The following is a 24144-nucleotide window of genomic DNA, read 5'->3' as shown; positions in this document are numbered from 1 at the left end:
GGTCACTACATCTTTGAGGCAAGGCAAAAGGATGTGCATATGGCCAAGATCGAAATTTACTCCTCGCCGTTTTGCGGCTTCTGCCACGCCGCCAAGCGGCTGCTGACCCAAAAAGGCGCCTCGTTCACCGAGATCGACGTGATGAAAAACCCCGACCGCAAAGCCGAGATGATCCAGCGCGCCAAGGGCAAACGCACGGTGCCGCAGATTTTCATCGATGGCGCGCATATTGGCGGCAGCGACGAGTTGCACGCGCTTGACCGGCGCGGCGGGCTCGATCCGCTGCTCAATGGCGCCTGAGCGTTGATCCGCGCGGGTCTCCTCCAGCTTTCTGTCGGTGATGTACCTGCCGAGAATGTCGCGCCGGTGCGCGCGGCGATCCGGCAGGCGGTGGCGGGTGGCGCTGGCATTGTGCTGACGCCCGAGGTGACCAATTGCGTCTCGACCAGCCGCAAACACCAGCATGAGGTTCTACGGGATGAGGCGAATGATCCGGTGCTGGCGATGATGCGCGAAGAGGCCGCGCGCGCCGGTATCTGGCTGCTCGCGGGCTCGGTCGTGGTGAAAACCGATGATCCCGAGGGCCGTTTCGCCAATCGCTCGCTATTGATCACCCCCGAGGGGCAGATCGCCGCGCGCTATGACAAGATCCATATGTTCGATGTGCAGGTCTCCGAATCCGAGACCTACCGCGAATCCGCCGCAATCCGTCCGGGTGCGCGCGCGGTGCTGGCGCAAACCCCCATCGGCGCCATCGGCATGACCGTCTGTTATGACCTGCGCTTTGCCGCGCTCTACCGCGATCTGGCGCAGGCCGGCGCCCAGATCATCACCGTGCCCTCGGCCTTCAGCCCCGTCACCGGTGCCGCACATTGGGAGACCCTGTTGCGCGCCCGCGCCATCGAGACCGGCTGTTATGTTCTGGCGCCCGCCCAGACCGGCACCCATCCGCATAGCACCGGCCGCAGCCGCGAGACCTGGGGCCATGCGCTGGCGGTGGCACCTTGGGGCGAGGTGCTGGCGGATGCAGGCCGTGAGCCCTCCGTGATCTATGCCGATCTTGACCTTGATGCGGTCACAGATGCCCGCCAACGCATCCCCGCGCTGACCCATGACCGCGCTTATGATCTGCACAGGGTTGATTATGAAAACCTCTGACGATCTGGCGGTCTCGCTGTTTGCCGAACTCTTCATGGCCGATCAACTGGCCCGCGCGCGGGTGGTCAAACATCTGCCCAAGGGGTTGGAGCTGTCGCAGTTTTCGGTGCTCAACCATCTGGCGCGCACCACCGAAGACCGCACGCCCGCGCAACTGGCCAAGGCGTTCCATGTGACCCGCGGGGCGATGACCAACACTTTGCGCAAACTCGAGGTTGCGGGGCATGTGCATATCAGGCCGGATTGGGATGACGCGCGGCGCAAATTCGTCACCATCAGCCCCGCCGGTCTGCGCGCCCGCGAAGACGCGATCCGCGCGATATCGCCGGTGATTTCAGGGCTGGCCGAGAAACTGGGCACCGCGCGTATCCGCACCGTGCTGCCGCTCTTGCGCGATCTACGCTCCGAGCTGGAACAGCCTGACGAGCCGACCCCTAGCCGCAAATAGCACGGTCGCAAATAGACCCGTCAGATCAAAGGCTTACCGCGGGCTACGCTTGGCCAGAATCCGCTGCAGGGTCCGCCGGTGCATCGACAACCGCCGCGCGGTCTCGCTGACATTGCGGTCGCATTGCTCATAGACACGCTGGATATGCTCCCAACGCACGCGGTCGGCGGACATCGGGTTGTCCGGCGGCTCGGGCAGCACCGCATCGCCGCGTTGCAACAGCGCGTTGACCACCTCTTCGGCGTCGGCTGGTTTCGACAGATAGTCGGTAGCACCAATTTTCACCGCCGCCACGGCGGTGGCAATCGCACCGTAACCGGTCAGCACCACGATCCGTGCATCGGGACGTTTCGCGCGCAGCACTTCGACCACATCCAGCCCGTTGCCATCCTCAAGCCGCAGGTCGATCACCGCATAGGCGGGCGGCCTCGCGGTCGCCAGAGCGCGGCCCGCAGCCACCGAATTGGCCATCTCGACGGCAAAGCCGCGCCGCTCCATCGCGCGGCCTAAACGCTTGAGAAAAACCTCATCGTCATCCACCAGAAGCAGCGACGGATCCTGGCCCAAATCGAGTGCAACATCGTCAGCCATGCCGAGTCCCTTTTGTTTGCACTTGATCTAGGCATTGCACCCGCCGAGGTCAAATCCCGGCGCGGTGAAAAGCGCAATTAATTACGCACGCTCAATGAAACATTGCGCGGTTTGCGCGACCTGCTCGGCGGTCAGATCCTGCCGCAGAACCTCGACGGTGCCATGGCCGGGCATCACCAGATAGGTAAAGGTCGAATGATCGACGAGATAGAAATCATCATCCGATTGATGCGCCGAATAGAAGGTGCGGTAGGCGCGCGAGGCAGCGCGGACCTGTTCATCGCTGCCGGTCAGCCCGACTGCGCGGTCATGGAAAATACTGGCGAATTCACCGACAACCTCGGGCGTGTCGCGGCGCGGGTCGATGGTGATGAACACCGGCTGCACGATATGGCCTTCGTCTTCCAAAATCTCGGTCGCCAAAGCATTGCGCGCCATATCCAGCGGACAAACATCGGGGCAGAAGGTATATCCGAAATAGACCATCGACGGCTGGGTGATCACATCCGCGTCGGTGACCGTCTCGCCTTGGGCGTTGATCAGTTCAAACGGCCCGCCGATGGCATCCAGCCCGCCCTGCATGGCGGTGGTGCGGCAGGGGGCGAACGGATCGTCGCTATTGCCGCCATACATCAGATAGCCCATCACGCCCAACACCACAGCGAGGAATGACGCTGCACCAATGGAATATGCTCGAATCATCTTTTCCCCTCGCATGTCCGGTCCACTGTTGTGCTTGATGCCCCAGCACCGGCTGCTTAACAATGGTCAAACCCCTTACCGCGACAACAGGCCGCTTTATGACGATTGAAAAACAGGGTCTGATGAACCGCGAAACGCAGGGTCATTGGGTGCGCCTTGAAACCCTGACCCGTGTGCGCTGGCTGGCCGTAGCGGGGCAGATCACCGCGCTATTGGTCGCCTATTACGGGTTGGAGCTGCAGTTTTCGCTGGTGTTTTGCTTGGCCGTGGTGGGGGCTTCGGCGCTGACCAACCTGCTCAGCCGCTTTGTCTATCCGCGGATCAAGCGCCTCTCCGACAGCGAAACCCTGCTGACGCTGGCCTTTGACGCGGCGCAATTGTCGCTGTTGCTGTTCCTCACCGGTGGCTTGAACAATCCCTTTGCGCTGATGCTGGTCGCGCCGGTGACGATCTCGGCGACAGCGCTGCAATTGCGCAGCACGGTGATCTTGGGCGTGTTGACCTTTGTGCTGGCCTCCCTGCTGGCGGTGTCCTTCGAGCCCCTGCGCCTGCGCGATGGCAGCATTCTGGAACTGCCCGATCTGTTCCGCTTTGGCTTCTGGCTGGCGCTGGTTGTCGGCATTGCCTTTACCAGCCTCTATTCGCGCTCGATCGCCGCCGAGAAACACAAATTGGCCGAGGCGCTTTTGGCCATGCGTCTGGCCTTGGCGCGCGAGCAAACCCTGACCGATCTGGGCGGGGTGGTCGCCGCCGCGGCGCATGAATTGGGCACGCCGCTGGCGACGATCAAACTGGTCTCGGCCGAGCTGATCGACGCCCTCGGTGATACGCCGGAACTGGTCGAGGATGCACAGTTGATCCGCGAACAGGCCGACCGCTGCCGCACGATCCTGCGCTCGATGGGACAGGCGGGCAAAGACGATATGCATGTCCGCCACGCGCCCTTAGAGGTGATCATCTCGGATGCCGCCGCCCCCCATATCGAACGTGGCATTGCATTTACCTTCGATCCCCTGAACCCCGATTACCCTGAATCGATGCCGCAAATCCTGCGCCGCCCCGAGATCATCCACGGGCTGCGCAACCTGATCCAGAACGCGGTGGATTTCGCCGATAGCCGCGTCTGGGTCGAGGCCGATTGGACCGACAGCCAGATCAGGCTGCGGATTATCGACGACGGGCCCGGCTATCCGGCGAACCTGCTCAAACGCATCGGCGAGCCCTATCTGCGCGACCGCCGCAGCGACCGGCGGCCGGAATACGAGGGGATGGGGCTGGGCCTGTTCATCGCCAAAACCCTGCTCGAACGCACCGGCGCCGAGGTGTTTTTCGCCAATGATACCGGCACGCAACCACCGCGCGGCTATACCGGCGAGAAACTCGGCGCGACGGCGCAGGTGACTTGGCCACGCAGCGCTATCGAAGCCGATCCGCGCAGTGCTCTGGGCGAGAACCTGCGCTTTCCCACCGGCTAGCCAACTTATCCTTAACCGCGCCTTAACCAATAAGGCGCAGGGTCACCTAAGCCAAATGTGTTTTTTCTGCGGCAAAAGGTGGTCAAAATGTTATCAACGCTTCTGCTGGCATTGGTGCTCACGGGAACCTCGGCGCTCACTGTCGCAGCGGTCTTGCTGATCACCGCCGCCCTGCCCCGCAAAAACCGCCGCAGCCGCCGCGCGCCCGCCCTTGGCGGCGGGGATGCCGCCTTTCTCTTTGCCGGCGAAGAGCTGATCGACACCAATGACGCCGGCGCCGCTTTGTTAACCGTGTTATCCGCGGCCAGCGGCGGTCGGGTGCAGAGCGATTGGCAGCGGCTGCTCACCCATCTCGACGCGGATTTCCCCGATCTGGGCAGTAAACTTGCGCAGGTCGCCGCCGATCACCGCGTCAAACTGTTGCCCGATACCACGCCCGACACCACGCCCGGCCCATCCTCGGCGCTGGAACTCGAGGTTGAGCGGCGCGGCGACACCCTGCGGCTGCGATTGATCGATACGCAGGCCGAGGGCGGGATGATCGCGCTCGACCGGCTCAGCTACCGCGCGTTGCAGGCGGAACTGGCGCTGCTGCGCGGCTTGATCGACAGCGCGCCCTTCATGCTCTGGCGCGAGAATAGCGACGGGCAGGTGATCTGGGCGAATAGCGCCTATCTGCTCCGCCTCGCCGCGCAGACCGAGATTTCCACATGGCCGCTGCCCAATCTCTTCCCGCAGGGCGAGATCGGCGACCCGCAGCGCCTCGCCCTGGTCGATCCCGCCACGCAGGGCCGCAATTTATGGTTCGATGTCAACCGGACCAGCGACCCTGCCGGACGTTTGGGCTTTGCCGTGCCCGCCGATGAGGCGCAAAGGGCCGAGCGGGTGAAACAGGAATTCGTGCAGACATTAACCAAGACCTTCGCCACATTGCCGACCGGACTGGCGGTATTCGACCGCACGCGGCGGCTGCAAATCTTCAATCCCGCGCTGATTGATCTGACCGGGCTCGAGGTGGAATTTCTCCTGTCTCGTCCTGGGCTTGAGGGGTTTTTGAACCGGATGCGCGACAAGCGGGTGCTGCCCGAGCCGCGCGATTACCACGCATGGTCGCGGCGCCTGCTCGATATCGAAAGCTATTCACCGCAGGCCGAATTTGATGAGACTTGGACCCTGCCCGACGGCCAGACCTTTCGCGTCAGTGCCAATCCGCACCCTGATGGCGCGCTGGCGTTTCTGATCGAGGATATCACCTCGGAAACCCGTATCACCCGCCATGTGCGCGCCGAAATGGAGACCAGTCAGGCGGTGCTCAACCAGATCGACGCGGCGATCGCGGTGTTTGCGCCGAACGGCCATCTGGTGCTGACCAACCGCGTGTTCTCGCTGCTTTGGCCCGCGGCAGACGAGGACCTGCTGACCGCCGTCACCCTGCCCGAGGCGCTGAAAATCTGGAGCGCCGCGGGCACCGATACACAGCTTTGGCAGCGGATCGGCGCATTGGCGCGGCGCCCTGCAGCGGATGCGCTGCCGATCACCGGCGAGATGCAATTGCCCGATGGCGAGCCCCTGCAAATCGAGGCGCGGCGGATGTCGAGCGGTGCGCTGATGCTGGTATTCACCGGCGAGCACCTACGAAAAACCGCCTCCAGGCTTGCGCCGGAGACGGTGTCAGACGCAGCTAAACTGCGCGCGAGTGCCTGAAATCAGGCGAGCGCCTTACAGCGACTCGTCGATCCAGCTGGCCAGCGCCGCTTTCGGGGCCGCGCCAACTTTATTGGCAATGATCTTGCCTTCTTTAACCATGAACAGCGCCGGAATGCCGCGGATCCCCATCGCTGCGGTGACCTGCGGGTTCTCATCGACATTGACCTTGGTGATCTTCACCCGACCGGCATATTCCACCGCCAGCTCTTCGAGCGCCGGGCCGATCTGCTTACAGGGGCCACACCATTCGGCCCAGAAATCAATAACGACCGGCAGGTCGCTGTCGCGGACTTCGGCGTCGAACGTCGCATCGGTCACAGCTACGGTGGACATGGCTTTCTCCTGATCGGATGGCGGTTTCGCCAGTTTTCATCTCAGACCTACCTAAGAAGGCACCGGTGTCGGGTCAAGGGCGGCCCGCGCCAAAGCGCCCGCGATCACATCTGCGTCAAGCGGCATCAATGCCGCCGTCGCGGTCCAGAGCACCGCCATCTCGATGCGCCGCTCGGGGTAGATCGCGCGCAACATATGGGCATAGGCGCCCATCTGGCGCAGCAGACCCTCGGGCGTGTCCTTGGGTTGCGCGGGCACCATACGGTTGGATTTATAATCAATCGCCAGCACGCGGTCTTGGGTCACGATCAGCCGGTCGATCATCCCCCAGATCGCGCGCCCCTCCCATGTGCCGCTCAGCGCCACCTCGACCAAAGCCTCACCGGCGAAAACTTCGGCCAGCTCCGGCGTGCTAAGCACCGTCAGAACCTCCTCCAGACAGGCTTGCGCATCGACTAACTCGGGGTCCGCGCCCCCCATCAGCATCTGCGCCCGCGCCACCCGTTGCGTCTCGGGCAGCTGCGGCAGAACCTCCAGCAGCGCGTGGATCAGATTGCCCCGTGCCAGCGCCGCGGGCGTGTCATCGCCCTCGCCCGCCAGCGCCTTGGCCCCGCCCAGCGCGGTCGGCGAGATCACCTCGACCCCCAAAGGCGCATGGGGCACGGCGGGCAAGTTCAGCGGCGCGATCACCGGCGCGGCCAACCGCGTCGCATGGCCCACCGGTTGCGGCCAGTCGCCATGGGTGATCCGCGCGCCATCGCCAAAGGGCGTCGACACCGAGACCGGCCCCATCGCCGCCACCCCCTGCGCCACCCGTTGATACCAGCTTTCCGGCGCCTCGGTCTTGCCGGCTCCGGCAATGATTAACCAGTTTTCCGCACGTGTTAGAGCCACATACAACAGCCGGTCATTCTCGGCCTCGCGCAGCGACACTGCTTCGGCCTCGGCCTCCAACTGCGCCTGTGTGGCATCCGCTTTATTGGCGTGCAGGATCGGCACCCCGTCGATGGCGGTGACCCCCGAGGCATTGGGCGAGCGCCGCAGCGCGGTATCGGGCAGGATCACAATCGGCGCTTCCAGCCCTTTCGCGCCATGCACGGTCATCACCCGCACCCGCCGCCCCGCCGATTCAGACTGGCGTTTGACCTCGGCATCGCTGGCCTCGAGCCAACCCAGAAACCCGTCAAGCGAAGGGATGTGCCCCTGTTCATAACTCAGCGCCAGATCAACGAAAGCCTCCAGCGCCTCGCTCACCTCATCGCCGAACCGCGCCCTAATCCGCCGCCGCCCGTCATGCCGCGTCAGCACCCGTTCGATCAACTCATAGGGGCGCAGGAAATCCACCTGTCCGCGCAGATCATCCAGCACGCGGCGCGCCTCTTCGGCCTCGGGCGCGTGGCGCATCACCTGCCACAGATAGGCCTCGCCGCGCCCATGCGCCAAGCGAAACAACTGGTACTCGCTCCAGCCAAATAGCGGCGAACGCAACACTGTCGCCAGTGACAGATCATCCTCGGGCAGCGCGAGGAATTTCAGCAGCGCAATCAGGTCCTTGACCGCCAGTTCCTCATCCAGCACCAGCCGGTCGGCACCGGCGATCTCCAGCCCCTCTGCCTTGCAGGACCGGATCAGCGCATCGAACAACAGCTTGCGACGCCGCACGAGGATCAGGAAATCCCCCTCATGGATCGGCCGCAGCTTCCCGCCCTCGTCAATCTGCTCACCGCGGTCGATGATCGCGCGGATTTCACCGGCAATCGCCTGCGCCAGCACGATATCCTCATGCGATTCCGAGGGCCGGTCGAGGGGATCATACCACGGCATATCCTCGCGTTTCTCGGCCTTGGGCACCGCTGGCCACAGATCCACGCGCCCCGGTTTACGGTCATGAAACGCCAGATGATCCGCCGCCCCACCGAGCCCGTTCTCGCCCAGAGCGCTGGCAAAACACTGATCGACCAAGTTCAGGATCGCCGCCGAGGACCGGAAGGAATGCTTGAGGTTCGAGGCCACCAACACCTGCCCCGCATCCGCCAACCGCTGGCTAAACGCCGCATGTGTGCGCTCATAGCCGCGCAGATCGGCGCCCTGAAACGAGTAAATCGACTGTTTGTGATCCCCGACCACGAAAATCGTCCGCAGATCCTCGCGCGCGCCATGACCGGCGGCAAATTCCTGCGTCAACAGGTCAATCACCCGCCATTGCTCGGGGCTGGTGTCCTGCGCCTCATCGACCAGAATATGGTCAATGCCGCCGTCAAGTTTGAACAGCACCCATTGCGCCACCGAGGACACGCCCAGAAGGCGCCGCGTCAGCCGGATCAGATCGTCAAAATCCAGCCAGCCGCGCGCGGTCTTGGCGCGGTCAAAGGCGGGCAGCCAGAGATGGGCGAATTCATGCAGGACGTCGGCCCCGCGGATCGTCTCCAGCGCCTGCCGCTTGGGCCGCGCTTCCTCAATCCGCGCCGCCAGATCGTCAAGCGCCAGTGCGTCCCCCTCGCCGACATGCGCCATCCCCGCTTTGCCGATCAATTTTCCGGTCTTGGCAACAAAGGGCGTTTTCGCCGTCGGACCAAACAGCAGCTTTCCGGCCAGTGCGGTGATTGCCCCGAGGTCAAACTCGGTGATCTCGGCCAGCGCCGTGGCCAGTTTCACATCATTGGCGCCACCGCGCTGCAACTGCGGGATGATCCGCGCGAAGAGGTCCGCCTCGCCACCGTCAAACGCCTCGGCCAGAAGCCGCGTCTCGTCATAGCCCTGCGGCAGGTCAAAGAGCGCGTGAAAATCGGGGGTCTCTAGATCAAAAGCGTCTCTATGCCTGCCCAAATCCTGCAAAATCCGCACAAAGGCGTCTTCGGTGAGACGGGTCAATAACGCCGAAAGTGTCACCGCCTCCGGCCCCTGCGCAAAGCGATCTAGCAGTTCCACACGCAGCTGTTGCAGGCTGCGCTCCTCAACCTCGGCGAAATCCGGCGAGACCGCCGCCTCCAACGGAAACCGCCGCAACAAGGACGAGCAAAACGCGTGAATGGTCTGGATTTTCAGCCCGCCCGGCGTCTCGATCGCGCGGGCAAACAGCCGCCGCGCACGCAGCAGCAGATCGGGGTCGGCCTCGCCATGTTCACCCAGATCGCGTAGCGCCGCCTTCAGGTCCGCGTCAGGCAGCATCGCCCATTGCCCCAGCCGCCGGAACAGCCGGTTCTGCATCTCGCTGGCGGCGGCTTTGGTATAGGTCAGGCAGAGAATCCGCTGCGGCGGCGTGCCATGCAGCAACAGCCGCGCCACACGGTCGGTCAGCACTTTGGTCTTACCCGAGCCCGCATTCGCCGACAGCCACGTCGAGGCGCCCGGGTCCGCCGCTGAAATCTGCCGGAGCGTTGCGTCATCCATCGGGGTCACCCACTTTAATCGTCTCGCTCGGATCGGTCGGTTGCCATTCGCCGCGCCGCGCCAGCGCATGAAAATCGCCGATCCGCGCTTCGTTCTCGACCGCGCGCATCACCGTGAACCCCTGCTCGGGGTCCAGATAATGCGCCAGCAGTTTGATCAGATCCTCACGCGTGGCGCTCTGGTTTTCCGGCGTCACATCGGCCTCGGATTCGGCAAATTCCTTGCCCAACCCGATATAGCGCGCCTCCCCCACCGGCACCGGCCCGATATCCTCGAAGGCGCCGTCTTCAATCATCAGCGCCAGCAGGATCAACTGTTTCGAGAAGCGGCTTTGCTGCGCTTTCGAGGGCAGCGCGCCGGTTTTATAATCGTAAACCCGCGCCCGCCCATCGGCGCCGATGTCGATCCGGTCGGGCTTGCCGATCAGATCAAAGGCGGGCAACGGAATATGCAGCCGCGCTTTTTTCTCGGTGACGCGGGGCTCGGCGTCGAGCTCTTCGTTCCATGTCACAAACCCCTGCGCCGTGCGCCGCAACCGCGCCAGCCAATGCAGACGGGTCGCTTGCCAGGGGCATTCCTCGGCCAAAACCGTCTCTGCAATTGCCATAAACGCCTCGACATCGCCTTTGGTGCCGGGTGGAAAGCGGCGCACATATTCCTCGGGCACGCGGTGCAAGACGGTGCCGCGCAGCCGCGCGTCGGGCTCAGGCGCCAGCGGATCCATCGGTTTGAGCCGCAGCACATGCTCGGCGTAAATCGCATATGGATCGCGCGACAGCGTCTCGATCCGCGTCACCGGCAATTCACGCGGGCGCGCCGATAATGGCGGTGCGGGCGCAGGCCGCGGGTTGCGCGTGGCGCAATGCAGCGGCACCCCGGATTGATCCGCGTCGTAACGGTCGGCCAGTTCTAGCCAGTGATTGCCCCTTGCGACCATCCCTGCCAGCGCCGCCTCGCCATGCTGCGCCGACAGTCCGAGGATCAGGTTGGTCAACCGGTTAAGCCAGCGCGAGGGCACGGTTTCCGCCTCGGCATCGCGTTTGGCGCGCGAGAGCACCACCTCGGGCGCGCCGATGGCGATCTGGAAGTCATGCGCCGAAAGGCCGATCTGCCGCTCGGGCAGCAACAGCCCCGCATCCAGCCGCATCTGCCGGTTGAACCACGGGTCCGGGCTGGGCGCGGCGGGCCATGTGCCATCGACCAGCCCGCCCAGAACCACGATATCGGCGCTCTGTGCCCGCGCCTCCAAGGTGCCCCAGATCATGATATCGGGGCGCGACTCGACGCTTTCGCGCACCTCTTTTCCGGCCAAAACAGTGTCTAACAAGGCAGAATACTCGCTAAACCGCATCTCGCCGCCATAGGCGGATTCCGTGGCCAGCTCGGTGAACACCGAAAGCGCCGCCTCGCCTGCAGGTTTCAGCCACAACTCGCCGCTGCCCGCGCCACCCGCGCCCGCCGCCAGATGCTGGGCGAGCGCCTGATGCGCGGTGATCCAGTCGCCCAGATCGCGCTCTTCATCGCCATTTGCCAATGTTAGTGACGTTTTCACCCACTCCGCCCAAGCCTCGCGCTCGGGTTTGCGTGCGGCAAAATCATCCAGCGATTGCGCGGTTGGAAAGGCATGGGCGCGGCGGCGCAGATGTATTTCCAGCTCGCGCAGGTGACGCAGATGCGGGCCGCGCTCAACGGCGCTATGGCTGATCGGGTGTTTCAACAGCGTGATCAGCGCCTCGGCGGTGACCGCGCGGCCAAACATCCCCGCGCTGAGCCGCATAAACCGCCCCGGCGCCGAGAGGCCCAGCGGGCGACCGGCACTGTCATCGGGGATCACTTGCCAACGGTCCAGCGCCGCCGTCACCCGCCGCGCCAAGGTCCGGTCCGGCGTGATCAACGCCGCGGATTTCCCGTCAACCGCCGCCTGCCGCAACACCAGCGCAATCGCCAGCCCCTCTTGCCGTGGTGAGCCCGCCTCGATCAAGGTCAGTGCCTCGGTCGGCGGGCGCAGATCGCCCAACTCCGGCCCATCGCGCAGCCATTGATCGGTGACCGGCGCAGGGCGCAGCGCCAGTGAGACGATCCGGTTGCGCTGCGCATCGGGCGCATCCACCTCGGTCCAACCCCGCACTTCACTGGCCGCGATCCCCAGCGTCTCCATCAAGCGGGCAAAGCGGAACTGCGGATGATCCTCGCTGTGCAGAGGATTGTCGAAACTTTGCCAGACCGCGCGCGGCAGATCGGCGTCAAACCCCGGCAGCACCAGCGCACCCTGCGGCAGATGCGCGACCGCCTGCATCAACAGCGCCGAAGGGCCACGCGAGCCGGTGGAGCCCGCGACAATAATCGGGTGATCGGGCGGCGCGACCTGCCAATCGGCGGTCAGTTGCGCAATCGCCGCGCGCAACCGCCCCTGCCCGCCCGAGACCGGCCCGAAATGATCCGCAATCACCCGAATGAACCGCAGTGAGCGCGTCCAATGCTCGGAATGATTGCTGACATCCAACGCCTCGAGCACGTCCAGATCGACGCCCTCACCCTGCATTTCATCGAGCAGACCATAGAGTCCGTCAGCCAGCGAAAACGCCGAACTCGCGGGGCCAAGGTCCGGCTCGCGTTTGAGCAGCGCGCGCACCGCCTGCGCCAGCGCCAGACGGGTGCGCAGGGGATGCGTCGGCGTGGTGGCGGGGTCGAGATCGCTGATCAGCCGGATCTGCGGCAGGAACCCCGCACCCTGACGCACCAGTGCCTCGCGCAGCCGCACCTGCACCCGCGCGGTGTTGACGATGACCTCAACGCGCGCCATCGCCTCGGGCGGTTCGCCCTGCATCCGCGCGCGAATCCCACGCGCCAAAGCGGCGGGAAAATCGACGCCGCAGGGCAAGCCGAAAACGCGCGGGGTTGTCGTGGCTTCAAACATCATCAAGCGCTTTCAATCTTTGCTGCCATTGCGGCGCGGGGCTGAGGAACTCCACCCTGCGCCCCTCGGATTCAGGCACTAACTGCAGGGTTAGAGCCTGTTTTGGCGCATCATCGCCCAGCTTCTCGGGCCATTCAATCAGGCAAAGCGCAGTCTCGAAAGCCTCGATCAGACCCAGCTCAATCGCCTCGTCGGGATGGCTGAGCCGGTAGAGATCGGCGTGCCAGATCTCGAACTCCGGCGCGTCGTAAGTCTGCACCAAGGTGAAGGTCGGCGAGGGCACATCCTCGGCGGTGAACTCTTGAATCAAGGCGCGGGCGAAATGGGTTTTGCCGGCGCCGATCTGACCCTCGAGCAACAGGCAATCACCGGCGCGCAACAGCGGCGCCAGCGCCTGCGCAAGGGCGGAGGTGGCCTCGGGATCGGGCAGGAATATGGGAGCGTGGACGGTGTTCATGGCGGCAGACTAGCGCCGCATTCCGGCCCCCGCCAGAGGGGGTTCTTGTGATACCGCCCCTGCACCGCCATATAGGATCAGGAATTGAAAGAGGATTGATATGGCGGAGCAGACATTCCCCGGTTGGCACGGCACAACCATACTTGCGGTGCGGCGCGGCGGTGAAGTGGTGGTGGCCGGTGACGGGCAGGTGAGCCTCGGGCAGACGGTGATCAAAGGCTCGGCGCGCAAGGTGCGCCGGATCGGCGCCAGCGGCCGCGAAGTGGTCGCCGGTTTCGCCGGATCGACCGCCGATGCCTTCACCCTGCTGGAGCGGCTGGAGAAAAAGCTCGAGGCCGCGCCCGACCAGCTCACCCGCGCCTGTGTCGAACTGGCGAAAGACTGGCGCATGGACAAATACCTCCGCAACCTCGAGGCGATGCTGATTGTCACCGACGGCGACGACCTCTTGGTGATCACCGGCGCGGGCGATGTGCTGGAGCCGGAATATGACGTCGCCGCCATCGGCTCGGGCGGGAATTTCGCCGAAGCCGCGGCGCGGGGATTGATGGAAACCGAGATGTCCGCCGAAGAGATCGCCCGCAAAGCGATGGCCATCGCCGCCTCGATCTGCGTCTACACCAATGGAAACCTGACCGTGGAGAGCATCCGCAAATGACCGATCTGACCCCGCGCGAAATCGTCTCCGAGCTTGATCGCTTTATCATCGGCCAGTCCGATGCCAAACGCGCCGTCGCCGTGGCGCTGCGCAATCGTTGGCGGCGCAAGCAGCTGGATCCGGCGATGCAAGAGGAAGTCTATCCGAAGAACATCCTGATGATCGGCCCCACCGGCGTCGGAAAAACCGAGATTTCCCGCCGGTTGGCGAAACTGGCGCGGGCGCCGTTTCTCAAGGTCGAGGCGACGAAATTCACCGAAGTTGGCTATGTCGGCCGCGATGTCGAGCAGATCATCCGCGATCTTGTCGATGTGGCGATGCAGATCACCCGCGACGCGATGCGCGAACAGGTGAATGCGCTCGCCCAGACCAATGCCGAAGAGCGCGTGCTCGATGCGATTGCCGGTAAGGATGCGCGCAGCGGCACCCGCGACCTGTTCCGCAAGAAGCTCCGCGCCGGTGAGTTGAACGACACGGTGATCGAGCTGGAACTGACCGATCCCAGCCCCGCAATGCCGATGATGGAAATCCCCGGTATGCAGGCGCAGGGGATGAATCTGGGCGATATTTTCGGCAAGGCCTTTGGCCAGCGGACCTCGAAAAAGCGGGTGACGGTGGAGGAAAGCCACGAATTATTGATCGCCGAAGAGGCGGATAAATTGCTTGATGAAGAGGCGGTGAAAGCCGCGGCGCTGGAGGCGGTCGAGCAAAACGGCATCGTGTTTCTCGACGAGATCGACAAGGTCTGTGCCCGCGCCGAAACCCGCGGCGCCGATGTCAGCCGCGAGGGTGTGCAGCGCGATCTCTTGCCCTTGATCGAGGGCACCACGGTCAGCACCAAACACGGCGCGGTGAAAACCGACCACATCTTGTTCATCGCCTCGGGTGCCTTTCACGTGGCGAAACCCTCGGACCTGCTGCCGGAATTGCAGGGCCGCCTGCCGATCCGCGTGGAACTGCGGGCGCTGACCGAGGATGATTTCGTCCGCATCCTGACCGAGACCGACAACGCGCTGACCCGCCAATATGCGGCGCTGATGGGCACCGAAGAGGTCGAGGTCAGCTTTACCGAAGACGGTATTCGCGCGCTGGCCAATATCGCCGCCGAGGTCAACCGCGCGGTGGAAAACATCGGCGCGCGGCGGCTTTATACGGTGCTCGAGCGGGTGTTCGAGGAGCTTTCGTTCCACGCGCCGGACCAAGCGGGGCAAGTGATCAGCGTCGATGCCGCCTATGTCGAAAAGAGCATCGGCGATCTGGCGCGTTCGGCGGATCTGAGCCGCTACGTGCTGTAAATGTGGCTGAGGGGGCTTTGCCCCCTCGGCCCTGCGGGCCTCACCCCCAGGATATTTTTGGACAGATGAGGGGGCGGTTATTCCGCTAACAAATGCTTTGAAAGACGGGCGCGAACCTCGTCGGGCATTGGTGCGGATTTGCGGGTTTTGGGGTCGAAGAAGACTTCGGTCAGGTTGTAAGTCGCATGCAGCGCGCCGGTCTCGACATGGGTCATGCGCTGGTGAAAGGTCACGCTGCGGCGGCCGATCCGGCTGACCGCGCCGTCGATGATGAACCCGTCACCGGCGACCAACTCTTTGATAAAATTGGTTTCTGCCTTGGCCGAGACGATATGGATGCCGAATTCCTCGATCAGCCAGTTGATCGAGATATCCATCGCCGCATAGAGGAAAAACGACGCGTCATCAAAGAACGGCGCATAATGGCGCACATTCATATGACCGAAGATATCATGATGCCACGGGTGCACCACACCGCGCAGAAGTTCGGGGCGCAGAAGTTCGGGTCTATTGTCAGGCATTGAGGTCTCGCTTTTGCACGTAATGGCCATAAATCGTGGTCAGGATACTCGCGCCGACGACAATGGCCAGCCATTGCGCCACCGCCGCCCAGACCAGCGCGATCGGCAAAGCAACGGGGGCGATCAGCGAGGCGGGCATATTGACCAGCCAACCGGCCAGCACCGAGATCACCGTCAGCACGACAAAAGCGGCGCCGCTGGGGCTGGTTTGATACCATGCGTCTTTGAGCGTCATCGCCTCGCCAATCGCCGCGGCGGGCAGGATCGGCGAGAGGCGGTAGGCGATATAGGCGGCGGGGACGTAGAGCAGCAGCGCGCCAAGGAGACCGGCCAGCAGCGAGGCCTGGCCATTGGTCGCCAAGGGCAGCAACAGCATGCCGCCGATCATCATCACCGGAATCATCACCGCGATCAGGATCAGGACAAGGATCAGACCGGCTTTGAAATAGCCGATGATCTCGGCGCCGTTCCACGCCGGAATATAGCCCGCAGGCTCTTGCTGCAGCAGGATATAGCGATGCCAAGCGACCGCGATCCACAACGCGAAAATGAATTGCACCAGACTGGCGGTCAGCAACAGGCCGGAGCTCTGCGCCCCGTCCATCATCTCGCCCACCACCTCACCGCTGGCCATGCCGCGGGCGAAATAGGCCTCGCCAAGGCTGAACACCAAGACCAGTTGCACCAGCAGCAATATACCGGCGATACGCAGCACGGCGTTGAAATTCCGTGTCACCATGCCCACCGCATGGGTGAAAATCTGGATGCCCTGCACCATCGCCTCCTGTTATTTGGCTCAATCTAAGCGGGCGCGGCGCGGCCTTGTCAATGAGCCGCTGCCAGGCAGGCAGATGCCCGCCGATGTTCAGCAGGTGTTGCGCCCAAGCGGTAAAGGGGTTAGCCAAAACGCGATTATTTTCATGGGAGTTTTCCACATGTCCGCCCCCAAAAAAGTTGTGCTGGCCTATTCCGGCGGCCTCGATACCTCGATCATTCTGAAATGGCTGCAGACCGAATATGGCTGTGAGGTGATCACCTATACCGCCGATCTGGGCCAAGGCGAAGAGCTGGAACCAGCCCGTCGCAAGGCCGAAATGATGGGCATCAAGCCCGAGAACATCCATATTCTGGACGCCCGCGAGGAATTCGTGCGCGATTATGTGTTCCCGATGTTCCGCGCCAATGCGCTCTATGAGGGGCTCTATCTGCTGGGCACCTCGATCGCGCGGCCGCTGATTTCCAAGCATCTGGTGCAGATCGCGCAAGAGCATGGCGCCGATGCGATTGCCCATGGTGCCACCGGCAAGGGCAATGATCAGGTGCGCTTTGAACTGGCCGCCTATGCGCTGGATCCGGCAATTCAGGTGATTGCGCCCTGGCGTGAATGGGACCTGTCGAGCCGCACGAAACTGTTGGAATTTGCCGAGAAACACCAGATTCCGATTGCCAAGGACAAGCGCGGCGAGGCGCCCTTCTCGGTGGATGCGAATCTATTGCACACCTCAAGCGAGGGTAAGGTTCTCGAAGATCCGGCCGATGAAGCGCCCGATTATGTTTATCAGCGCACCGTTTCGCCCGAGGATGCGCCGGAAACGCCCGAGATGGTCGAAGTCGAATTCGAGCGCGGCGATGCGGTGGCGATCAACGGCGAGCGGATGAGCCCGGCGACGATCCTGACCAAGCTCAATGAATTGGGCGGCAAACACGGGATCGGGCGTCTGGATCTGGTGGAAAACCGCTTTGTCGGGATGAAATCTCGCGGGGTCTATGAGACGCCGGGCGGCACATTGCTGCTGGAAGCGCATCGCGGGATCGAGCAGATCACGCTGGATGCAGGCGCCGGTCATCTGAAAGATTCGATCATGCCGCGCTATGCCGAGCTGATCTATAACGGCTTCTGGTTCTCGCCCGAGCGCGAGATGCTGCAGGCGCTGATCGACAAATCGCAAGAGCATGTCACCGGCACGGTGCGGATCAAGCTGTATAAAGGGTCGGTGCGGACGGTGGCGCGCTGGTCGGAGCATTCGCTGTATAGCGAGGCGCATGTCACCTTCGAGGATGACGCCGGTGCCTATGATCAAAAGGACGCGGCAGGGTTCATCCACTTGAACGCGCTGCGTTTGAAGCTGCTGGCCACGCGCAACGCGCGGGTTGCGGGCAAAAAGTAAACTTGTCTCTGGCGGGGCGCCCCACGCGCCCTGCCCTTGCCTTGGTTAGGCGGCCCTTACATCAACAGGGCAAAAATCCCGATCCATGTCACAGAGCCAATCAAGGCGGCCAGCGCCAGACCTGCGCCTGCGGGCAAGCGGATGCTGTCGCGGTCGGCGGAGTCGATCAGCGTGCTGTCGATCATCGAGGCGGCGGTTTCGGCGCGGGTGTTCATGGCGGTCCCTTTCGGTCATTTCAGCCAGTCTGGCCGTCATTTCTAAAAGAACCCTTAATTGCGACCCAATAATGGCAAGGCGGGGGTGATTTCCTGCGGCGCTTCAGGAATTATCCATAAAATTTTTCACATCCGCACGGCTGGGCATGGCATCGGCGGTGCCCGCGCGGGTCACCTGTAGCGCGGCGGCGGCAGCGGCATAGCGCATTGCCGCGGCGGGGTCAGCGCCGGTATCCAGCGCCGCGGCCAGCGACCCGGCAAAGCAATCACCGGCGCCGGTGGTATCGACCGGCTGCACCTTGATTGGCGGTGTGTGCTGCGGCGCCTTGCCCTGCTCGATCCAATCCGCACCCTGCGCGCCGCGGGTCATGATCACCGCCTGCACCGGCTGCTGTTCCAGCGCCACGCCCGTGGCGGCGACCAGTTCCGCGCCCTCGCCCTCATTGAGCAACAGATGCGTCACATAGGGCAGCACCGCGCGCAAAGGCTCCAAGGCAAAGGGCGCGGCGGAATAAAACACCTGCATCCCCGCCGCATGGGCCAGTTTTGCCGCCTCGACCTGATGCGAGGTCTCGTTTTGCAACAACAGGATATCACCGGCTTTGGCGCCCGAGAGGGTGAAGCGGATCATCTCGGAAGATTGCGCGTTATTGGCGCCCGAATGGATGATGATCTGGTTCTCGCCGGCATCGTCAATCGCCACAATCGCATGACCGGTCGCCACCTCAACGCGCGAGACCGCACCCATGGCAACACCGTGGCGGGTCAACTCGCCCTCGATCCAGGCGTCATCGCGGCCAATGGCGCCGATATGCACCACTTCGGCACCGGCGCGCAGGGCGGCGATCGACTGGTTGATCCCCTTGCCGCCCAGCCCGCGCGAAAACCCCGTCGCGGCCAGCGTTTCACCGGCTTTCGGCAGCGCCTGCAAGCGGTAGAAATTGTCGATATTGATCGAGCCCAGACAATAGACCGTCATTTTGTATTCGCACCGATCCGGCTGGCGGCCATCACCGACATATTGAGGATGTCGTTCACCGTGGCGCCGGTCGAGAGGATCTGAATCGGTTTCGGCACACCGGCAAGGATCGGGCCGATCACCGTGGCACCGGCCATCTCTTGCATCAGCTTGACCGAAATCGAGGCCGAATGCCGCGCTGGCACCACCAGCACATTCGCCGGACCGGTGAGCCGCGAGAACGGATAGGCGGCGGCGACGGTCGGGTTGAGCGCCACATCGACGGTCATCTCGCCTTCAAACTCGAAATCCACCCCGCGGCGGGTCAGCACTTCGGGGGCGCGGTGCATCTTGTCGGCACGCTCGGACACCGGATAACCGAAGGTCGAGAAGCTGACGAAAGCCACCCGTGGCACCAGCCCGATCGAACGCGCAACCTCGGCGGCGCGCGTCGCGATATCGGCCAGATCCTCTTCATCGGGCCATTCATGCACCAATGTATCGGCAATGATCATCACCTTGCCCTTATAGAGCAGCGCCGAGACCCCGACCGCACCATCCTGCGCGCGCGCGTCAAACACATGGTTGATCATATCCATCACCAGCGCCGATTTGCGCGTGGCACCCGTCACCAGCCCGTCGCCATGCCCGTGCTGCAGCATCAGCGCGGCAAAGATATTGCGGTCGCGGGTCACCAGCCGGTGCACATCGCGCTGGTCCATCCCCTTGCGCTGCAGGCGTTTATAGAGAAACGCGCGGTAGGTATCGAGATGACGGGTATTGGCGGCGTTGACGACCTGCAACTCGCGCATCGCATCGCCAAGACCGGCGGTCTCGAGGCGACGCTTCACGTCATCCTCTTGCCCGACGACCAGCGATTTGCCCAGACCGGCGCGCTGGTAGGCGACGGCGGCGCGCAGCACCCGCTCGTCATCACCCTCGGTAAAGATCATCCGCGATTGCGCCTGACGGGCACGGGCATAGAGACTCTGCTGGATCGAGGCGGTCGGATCCATCCGCGCCTTCAGCGAATGCTGATAAGCATCCAGATCAATGATCGGGCGCCGCGCCACGCCGGTGTCCATCCCGGCCTTCGCCACCGCGGGCGGGATCGTATAGATCAAGCGCGGGTCAAAGGGCGTCGGAATGATGTAATCGCGACCAAAGCTAAGCTTGCGCCCGTAAGCCATCGCCACCTCGTCGGGCACGTCCTCGCGTGCCAGCGCCGCCAAAGCATGGGCGCAGGCGATCTTCATCTCGTCATTGATCGCGCGGGCGTGGATATCGAGCGCGCCGCGAAACAGATAGGGAAAGCCCAGCACATTGTTGACTTGGTTCGGGTAATCCGAGCGGCCGGTGGCGACAATCGCATCGGCGCGCACCGCATGGGCCTCTTCGGGGGTGATCTCGGGGTCGGGGTTGGCCATCGCGAAAATCACCGGATTATCCGCCATCGAGGCGACCATTTCCGCCGTCACCGCGCCTTTGGCCGAGACGCCGAGGAACACATCGGCGCCGTCCATCGCCTCCTCTAGGGTGCGCAGATCGGTCTCGGCGGCATGGGCCGACTTCCACTGGTTCATGCCTTCGGTGCGGCCCTGATAGATCACACCCTTGGTGTCGCACATGATGCAATTGTTCTGCTGCGCGCCCATCGACTTGACCAGTTCCAGACAGGCGATCCCTGCCGCCCCTGCCCCGTTAAGCACAATCCGCACGTCTTCGATCTTTTTACCGCTGATCTCCAGCGCGTTGATCAGCCCCGCCGCGCAGATCACCGCCGTGCCATGCTGGTCATCATGGAACACCGGAATATCGCAAATCTCTTTCAGCCGCTGCTCGATGATGAAACACTCGGGCGCTTTGATATCCTCAAGGTTGATCCCGCCAAAGGTCGGCGACATCAGATGCACTGCTTTGATGATTTCATCGGCGTCCAGCGTGTCCAGCTCGATATCAATCGCGTTGACGTCGGCAAAGCGTTTGAACAGAACCGCCTTGCCCTCCATCACCGGTTTCGAGGCCAGAGCGCCCAGATTGCCCATGCCCAGAATCGAGGTGCCATTCGAGATCACCGCGACCATATTGCCCTTGACCGTATAGTCATAGGCCAGCTCGGGGTTGTCCGCGATCGCCTGCACCGGCACCGCAACACCCGGCGAATAGGCCAGCGACAGATCGCGCTGCGTGGCCATCGGTGTCGAGGCCACGATTTCATATTTGCCCGGCGTCGGCTCGAAGTGATAGGCCAGCGCTTCTTCGTCGGTGATGCGGTATTTGCGGGACATGGGATCTCCTTGTGATGCCTTACCTTTACCGCGCGGCCTGCGGCCAAACAACACCAAGCAAACCCCTTTCGGCGGGCCTGCGGGTTTTGTAGGGTGCGGCGCTGAATACGGAGAGTGAAGTGAGCGACGCGCAGCCCAATGTGACGCCGATGATGGCGCAATTTCTCGACATCAAAGCCCGGCATGCGGATGCGCTGCTATTCTACCGCATGGGCGATTTCTACGAGATGTTTTTCGACGACGCGGTCGCCGCCGCCGCCGCTTTGGACATCGCCCTGACCAAACGCGGCACCTATGACGGCGCGCCGATCCCGATGTGCGGCGTGCCGGTGCATTCCGCCGAAGGCTATCTGCTCAGCCTGATCCGCAAAGGCTTTCGGGTGGCGATTGCCGAACAGATGGAAGACCCCGCCGAAGCGAAGAAACGCGGGTCGAAATCGGTGGTCAAACGCGATGTTGTGCGGCTGGTCACGCCGGGGACATTGACCGAGGATTCGCTGTTGGAGCCGCGCCGTCACAACTATCTGACCGCATGGGCCGATATCCGCGGCGCCTCGGCGCTGGCTTGGGCGGATATCTCGACCGGTGAATTGCGGGTGATGCCTTGCCCGCGGGTGCGGCTGGCGCCGGAACTGGCGCGGCTGGGGGCGCGGGAGTTGGTGGTCACCGAGGATGTGGCCGCGGGGCTGCGCGAATTGGCCGATGAAATGGGATTTGCGCTGGCCGAACGCGGGCGCGCGGCGTTTGATTCCACCAATGGCAACAAGCGGCTCTGCGCGCTGTTCAACACCGCCACGCTGGACGGGTTCGGCAGCTTTGAACGCGCGGAACTCTCGGCGCTGGGGGCTTTGGTCGATTATCTGGATATGACGCAAAAGGGGCAGATGCCGCTTCTGACCCCGCCGGTGCGCGAGAATGCCAAGGCAGCAATGCAGATCGACGCGGCGACACGGCGCAATCTGGAACTGACCCAAGCGCTGGCGGGTGGCCGCGCGGGCTCCTTGCTGGCGACGGTGGACCAGAGCGTCACCCCGGGCGGCGCGCGACTGTTGGAGCGGCGGATTTCCAGCCCGTCTTGTGATCTGGGCGAGATCGAGGCGCGGCTGGCCGCGGTCACCGCGCTGGTCGACAGCGACCGGCTGCGCGGCGATCTGCGCGCGGCGCTGAAATCCGTGCCCGATATCGACCGCGCGCTGTCACGGCTGGCGCTGGACCGTGGCGGGCCGCGCGATCTGGCAATGCTGCGCGCGGGTCTCGGCGAGGCCGGAGCGATCGCGGAAATCCTCGGCAGCGCGGCGGTGCCGCCCCTGCTGGAAACCTCGGCCATGGCGCTGGTCGGCCATGAGGATCTGGCCGCCTATCTCGAGGCCACGCTGGTCGCCGATCCACCCTTGCTGGCGCGCGATGGCGGCTTTGTCGCGGCGGGTGTTGACGCCGATCTCGATGCCGCGCGTGAGCTGCGCGACGAGGGCCGCGCGGTGATTGCACGGATGCAGGCCGATTACGCCAAAGAGACCGGCATTCAGGCGCTAAAGATCAAACATAACAATGTCTTGGGCTATTTCGTCGAGACCACCGCCACCCATGCCGACAAGATGCTTTCCGCCCCGCTCAATGAAAAGTTCAAACATCGGCAGACGACCGCCAATCAGGTGCGTTTCACCACGCCGGAACTGACCGAGTTGGAGACCAGTATCCTCAACGCCGGTGGCCGTGCGCTGGATATCGAGCGTCGGATTTTCGAGGAGATGCGCGCCGCGCTGCTGGCTGCTGCGGGGGAGATACAGGTCACCGCGCGGGCGCTGTCGGAGATCGACGTCGCCGCCGGTTTCGCCGAACTGGCGCGGCATAACAACTGGTGCCGCCCGGTGGTGAATGACAGCCGCGATTTCAACGTTGATGGCGGGCGCCATCCGGTGGTCGAAGCGGCACTGCAGAAAGCCGGACAGCCGTTTGTGGCCAATTCGCTGGGGCTAGAGCCTGCCGCAGACGGGGCCGCGATCTGGCTGGTCACCGGGCCGAATATGGCGGGTAAATCAACCTTTCTGCGGCAGAACGCATTAATTGCAATTCTCGCGCAGGCGGGCGGCTACGTGCCGGCGAAAGCCGCCACCATCGGGCTGGTCGATCAGGTGTTCAGCCGCGTCGGTGCCTCGGATGATCTGGCGCGCGGACGCTCGACCTTCATGGTCGAGATGGTCGAAACCGCGGCGATTCTCAATCAGGCCGGGTCGCGGGCGTTTGTAATCCTTGATGAAATCGGCCGCGGAACTGCCACCTATGACGGGCTGTCGATTGCCTGGGCGGTGCTGGAACATCTGCACGGCGTTAACCAAAGCCGCGCGCTTTTTGCCACCCACTACCACGAGATGACCGCCATGGCCGACAGGCTGGACGGGGTCGATAATGCCACCGTCGCCGTGCGCGAATGGGAGGGCGATGTGGTGTTCATGCATGAGGTCACCAAGGGCGCTGCGGACCGGTCGTATGGGGTGCAGGTGGCGCGTCTGGCGGGGCTGCCCGAGGCGGTGATCGGACGCGCGCGCGAGGTTCTCGATATGCTGGAACGCGGCGATCAGGGGCAGCGCGGGGCGAAAACCCTGATCGACGATCTGCCGCTTTTTGCCATGCAGCCCACGCCGCCGCGCCCTGCTCCGGTGGCGAAATCCTCGGCGGTCGAGGACCGGCTGGCGGATATCCACCCCGACGCTTTGTCGCCGCGTGAGGCTTTGGCGCTGCTCTATGAATTGCGCGAGTTGCTGCCCGAGTAAGGCACGGACATCCGGGGCAATGAAAAAGGCGAGCCGGTTGCTACCAGCTCGCCTTTATATTTAGTTTCAACAGCTTATACGCCAAGACCCGG

General features: G+C 63.4%; 20 protein-coding genes. 9 read left to right on the top strand and 11 right to left on the bottom strand.

Annotated features, from left to right (window positions below):
* Nucleotides 1–39 precede the first annotated feature (39 nt).
* From grxC to DDE20_RS12395, 3 genes are read left to right on the top strand one after another with little or no spacing between them, the layout of a single operon-like run.
* The gene (gene grxC, locus DDE20_RS12405; protein WP_116558824.1) at nucleotides 40–300 is read left to right on the top strand and encodes a glutaredoxin 3; all 261 of its coding nucleotides are present in this window, start codon (nucleotides 40–42) and stop codon (nucleotides 298–300) included.
* A 6-nt stretch (nucleotides 301–306) separates the two neighbouring features.
* Nucleotides 307–1158 carry a carbon-nitrogen hydrolase family protein gene (locus tag DDE20_RS12400; RefSeq protein ID WP_116558984.1) on the top strand — a complete coding sequence of 284 codons (852 nt, stop codon included), beginning with the start codon at nucleotides 307–309 and terminating at the stop codon, nucleotides 1156–1158.
* Nucleotides 1145–1606, top strand: coding sequence for a MarR family winged helix-turn-helix transcriptional regulator (locus tag DDE20_RS12395; RefSeq protein WP_116558823.1), 462 nt, complete (start codon nucleotides 1145–1147; stop codon nucleotides 1604–1606). Before DDE20_RS12400 ends, DDE20_RS12395 begins: the two co-directional genes overlap by 14 nt.
* Nucleotides 1607–1639: 33 nt before the next feature.
* Here the strand turns inward: DDE20_RS12395 and DDE20_RS12390 are convergent, their stop codons facing one another.
* Both DDE20_RS12390 and DDE20_RS12385 read right to left on the bottom strand, forming a co-directional pair.
* Nucleotides 1640–2197 (bottom strand): ActR/PrrA/RegA family redox response regulator transcription factor, encoded by a 558-nt coding sequence (locus DDE20_RS12390; protein ID WP_116558822.1) that lies wholly within the window; start codon nucleotides 2195–2197, stop codon nucleotides 1640–1642.
* 81 nt (nucleotides 2198–2278) lie between these two features.
* Nucleotides 2279–2899, bottom strand: a complete 621-nt coding sequence (locus tag DDE20_RS12385; RefSeq protein ID WP_116558821.1) for an SCO family protein — start codon at nucleotides 2897–2899, stop codon at nucleotides 2279–2281.
* Between the two features lie 98 nt (nucleotides 2900–2997).
* On the opposite strand from DDE20_RS12385, the gene regB reads away from it, so the two are divergent.
* Together regB and DDE20_RS12375 are read left to right on the top strand one after the other, a co-directional pair.
* A complete protein-coding gene (gene regB, locus DDE20_RS12380; RefSeq protein ID WP_116558820.1) occupies nucleotides 2998–4374 on the top strand; it encodes a sensor histidine kinase RegB in 1377 nt (458 codons plus the stop codon).
* Between the two features lie 87 nt (nucleotides 4375–4461).
* Nucleotides 4462–6078, top strand: coding sequence for a PAS-domain containing protein (locus tag DDE20_RS12375; RefSeq protein ID WP_133240350.1), 1617 nt, complete (start codon nucleotides 4462–4464; stop codon nucleotides 6076–6078).
* 15 nt (nucleotides 6079–6093) lie between these two features.
* On the opposite strand, the gene trxA is transcribed toward DDE20_RS12375, so the two are convergent.
* From trxA to tsaE, 4 genes are read right to left on the bottom strand one after another with little or no spacing between them, the layout of a single operon-like run.
* Nucleotides 6094–6414 (bottom strand): thioredoxin, encoded by a 321-nt coding sequence (gene trxA, locus DDE20_RS12370; protein WP_116558818.1) that lies wholly within the window; start codon nucleotides 6412–6414, stop codon nucleotides 6094–6096.
* Nucleotides 6415–6465: 51 nt separating this feature from the next.
* On the bottom strand, nucleotides 6466–9804 hold the full coding sequence (gene addA / locus DDE20_RS12365) for a double-strand break repair helicase AddA (RefSeq protein ID WP_116558817.1): 3339 nt from the start codon (nucleotides 9802–9804) through the stop codon (nucleotides 6466–6468).
* On the bottom strand, nucleotides 9797–12724 hold the full coding sequence (addB, locus tag DDE20_RS12360) for a double-strand break repair protein AddB (RefSeq protein ID WP_240608036.1): 2928 nt from the start codon (nucleotides 12722–12724) through the stop codon (nucleotides 9797–9799). The genes addA and addB overlap by 8 nt, the downstream gene beginning before the upstream one ends.
* A complete protein-coding gene (gene tsaE / locus DDE20_RS12355) occupies nucleotides 12714–13178 on the bottom strand; it encodes a tRNA (adenosine(37)-N6)-threonylcarbamoyltransferase complex ATPase subunit type 1 TsaE (protein ID WP_116558815.1) in 465 nt (154 codons plus the stop codon). Before tsaE ends, addB begins: the two co-directional genes overlap by 11 nt.
* A 100-nt stretch (nucleotides 13179–13278) precedes the next feature.
* On the opposite strand from tsaE, the gene hslV reads away from it, so the two are divergent.
* On the top strand, nucleotides 13279–13836 hold the full coding sequence (hslV, locus tag DDE20_RS12350) for an ATP-dependent protease subunit HslV (RefSeq protein WP_116558814.1): 558 nt from the start codon (nucleotides 13279–13281) through the stop codon (nucleotides 13834–13836).
* The gene (gene hslU / locus DDE20_RS12345) at nucleotides 13833–15131 is read left to right on the top strand and encodes an ATP-dependent protease ATPase subunit HslU (protein ID WP_116558813.1); all 1299 of its coding nucleotides are present in this window, start codon (nucleotides 13833–13835) and stop codon (nucleotides 15129–15131) included. The genes hslV and hslU overlap by 4 nt, the downstream gene beginning before the upstream one ends.
* A gap of 77 nt (nucleotides 15132–15208) precedes the next feature.
* Here the strand turns inward: hslU and DDE20_RS12340 are convergent, their stop codons facing one another.
* Nucleotides 15209–15652, bottom strand: coding sequence for an acyl-CoA thioesterase (locus tag DDE20_RS12340; protein ID WP_165814510.1), 444 nt, complete (start codon nucleotides 15650–15652; stop codon nucleotides 15209–15211).
* Nucleotides 15645–16427: a hypothetical protein gene (locus DDE20_RS12335; RefSeq protein WP_165814509.1), complete on the bottom strand. Its 783-nt coding sequence runs from the start codon at nucleotides 16425–16427 to the stop codon at nucleotides 15645–15647. Before DDE20_RS12335 ends, DDE20_RS12340 begins: the two co-directional genes overlap by 8 nt.
* Before the next feature lie 160 nt (nucleotides 16428–16587).
* Here DDE20_RS12335 and DDE20_RS12330 point away from each other — a divergent pair, with 160 nt between their 5' ends.
* Nucleotides 16588–17820, top strand: coding sequence for an argininosuccinate synthase (locus DDE20_RS12330; protein ID WP_116558983.1), 1233 nt, complete (start codon nucleotides 16588–16590; stop codon nucleotides 17818–17820).
* Between the two features lie 56 nt (nucleotides 17821–17876).
* On the opposite strand, the gene DDE20_RS19020 is transcribed toward DDE20_RS12330, so the two are convergent.
* The 3 genes from DDE20_RS19020 to DDE20_RS12320 form a co-directional block, all read right to left on the bottom strand.
* Nucleotides 17877–18035, bottom strand: coding sequence for a hypothetical protein (locus tag DDE20_RS19020; protein ID WP_165814508.1), 159 nt, complete (start codon nucleotides 18033–18035; stop codon nucleotides 17877–17879).
* Between the two features lie 103 nt (nucleotides 18036–18138).
* Entirely contained in the window at nucleotides 18139–19014 is an 876-nt protein-coding gene (locus DDE20_RS12325) for a ribokinase (protein ID WP_116558810.1), read from the bottom strand.
* Nucleotides 19011–21281, bottom strand: a complete 2271-nt coding sequence (locus tag DDE20_RS12320) for an NADP-dependent malic enzyme (protein WP_116558809.1) — start codon at nucleotides 21279–21281, stop codon at nucleotides 19011–19013. The genes DDE20_RS12325 and DDE20_RS12320 overlap by 4 nt, the downstream gene beginning before the upstream one ends.
* Nucleotides 21282–21430: 149 nt before the next feature.
* Between DDE20_RS12320 and mutS the strand changes: the two genes are divergently transcribed.
* Nucleotides 21431–24052 carry a DNA mismatch repair protein MutS gene (mutS, locus tag DDE20_RS12315; RefSeq protein WP_116558982.1) on the top strand — a complete coding sequence of 874 codons (2622 nt, stop codon included), beginning with the start codon at nucleotides 21431–21433 and terminating at the stop codon, nucleotides 24050–24052.
* The last annotated feature ends 92 nt before the right edge of the window (nucleotides 24053–24144 follow it).

This window comes from Pararhodobacter oceanensis (assembly GCF_003076755.1).
GTDB lineage: Bacteria > Pseudomonadota > Alphaproteobacteria > Rhodobacterales > Rhodobacteraceae > Pararhodobacter > Pararhodobacter oceanensis.
This window is presented reverse-complemented; position numbering and strand designations above follow the sequence as displayed.

Excerpts from the sequence above, each read along its gene's own strand:
- mutS (WP_116558982.1), top strand. The coding sequence starts at position 21,431 with ATGATGGCGCAATTTCTCGACATCAAAGCCCGGCATGCGGATGCGCTG.
- tsaE (WP_116558815.1), bottom strand. The coding sequence starts at position 13,178 with ATGAACACCGTCCACGCTCCCATATTCCTGCCCGATCCCGAGGCCACC.
- DDE20_RS12385 (WP_116558821.1), bottom strand. The coding sequence starts at position 2,899 with ATGATTCGAGCATATTCCATTGGTGCAGCGTCATTCCTCGCTGTGGTG.
- grxC (WP_116558824.1), top strand. The coding sequence starts at position 40 with ATGGCCAAGATCGAAATTTACTCCTCGCCGTTTTGCGGCTTCTGCCAC.
- DDE20_RS12395 (WP_116558823.1), top strand. The coding sequence starts at position 1,145 with ATGAAAACCTCTGACGATCTGGCGGTCTCGCTGTTTGCCGAACTCTTC.
- DDE20_RS12320 (WP_116558809.1), bottom strand. The coding sequence starts at position 21,281 with ATGTCCCGCAAATACCGCATCACCGACGAAGAAGCGCTGGCCTATCAC.
- DDE20_RS12330 (WP_116558983.1), top strand. The coding sequence starts at position 16,588 with ATGTCCGCCCCCAAAAAAGTTGTGCTGGCCTATTCCGGCGGCCTCGAT.
- DDE20_RS12325 (WP_116558810.1), bottom strand. The coding sequence starts at position 19,014 with ATGACGGTCTATTGTCTGGGCTCGATCAATATCGACAATTTCTACCGC.
- regB (WP_116558820.1), top strand. The coding sequence starts at position 2,998 with ATGACGATTGAAAAACAGGGTCTGATGAACCGCGAAACGCAGGGTCAT.
- hslV (WP_116558814.1), top strand. The coding sequence starts at position 13,279 with ATGGCGGAGCAGACATTCCCCGGTTGGCACGGCACAACCATACTTGCG.
- trxA (WP_116558818.1), bottom strand. The coding sequence starts at position 6,414 with ATGTCCACCGTAGCTGTGACCGATGCGACGTTCGACGCCGAAGTCCGC.
- DDE20_RS12375 (WP_133240350.1), top strand. The coding sequence starts at position 4,462 with ATGTTATCAACGCTTCTGCTGGCATTGGTGCTCACGGGAACCTCGGCG.
- addB (WP_240608036.1), bottom strand. The coding sequence starts at position 12,724 with ATGATGTTTGAAGCCACGACAACCCCGCGCGTTTTCGGCTTGCCCTGC.
- hslU (WP_116558813.1), top strand. The coding sequence starts at position 13,833 with ATGACCGATCTGACCCCGCGCGAAATCGTCTCCGAGCTTGATCGCTTT.
- DDE20_RS12340 (WP_165814510.1), bottom strand. The coding sequence starts at position 15,652 with ATGCCTGACAATAGACCCGAACTTCTGCGCCCCGAACTTCTGCGCGGT.
- DDE20_RS19020 (WP_165814508.1), bottom strand. The coding sequence starts at position 18,035 with ATGAACACCCGCGCCGAAACCGCCGCCTCGATGATCGACAGCACGCTG.
- DDE20_RS12390 (WP_116558822.1), bottom strand. The coding sequence starts at position 2,197 with ATGGCTGACGATGTTGCACTCGATTTGGGCCAGGATCCGTCGCTGCTT.
- addA (WP_116558817.1), bottom strand. The coding sequence starts at position 9,804 with ATGGATGACGCAACGCTCCGGCAGATTTCAGCGGCGGACCCGGGCGCC.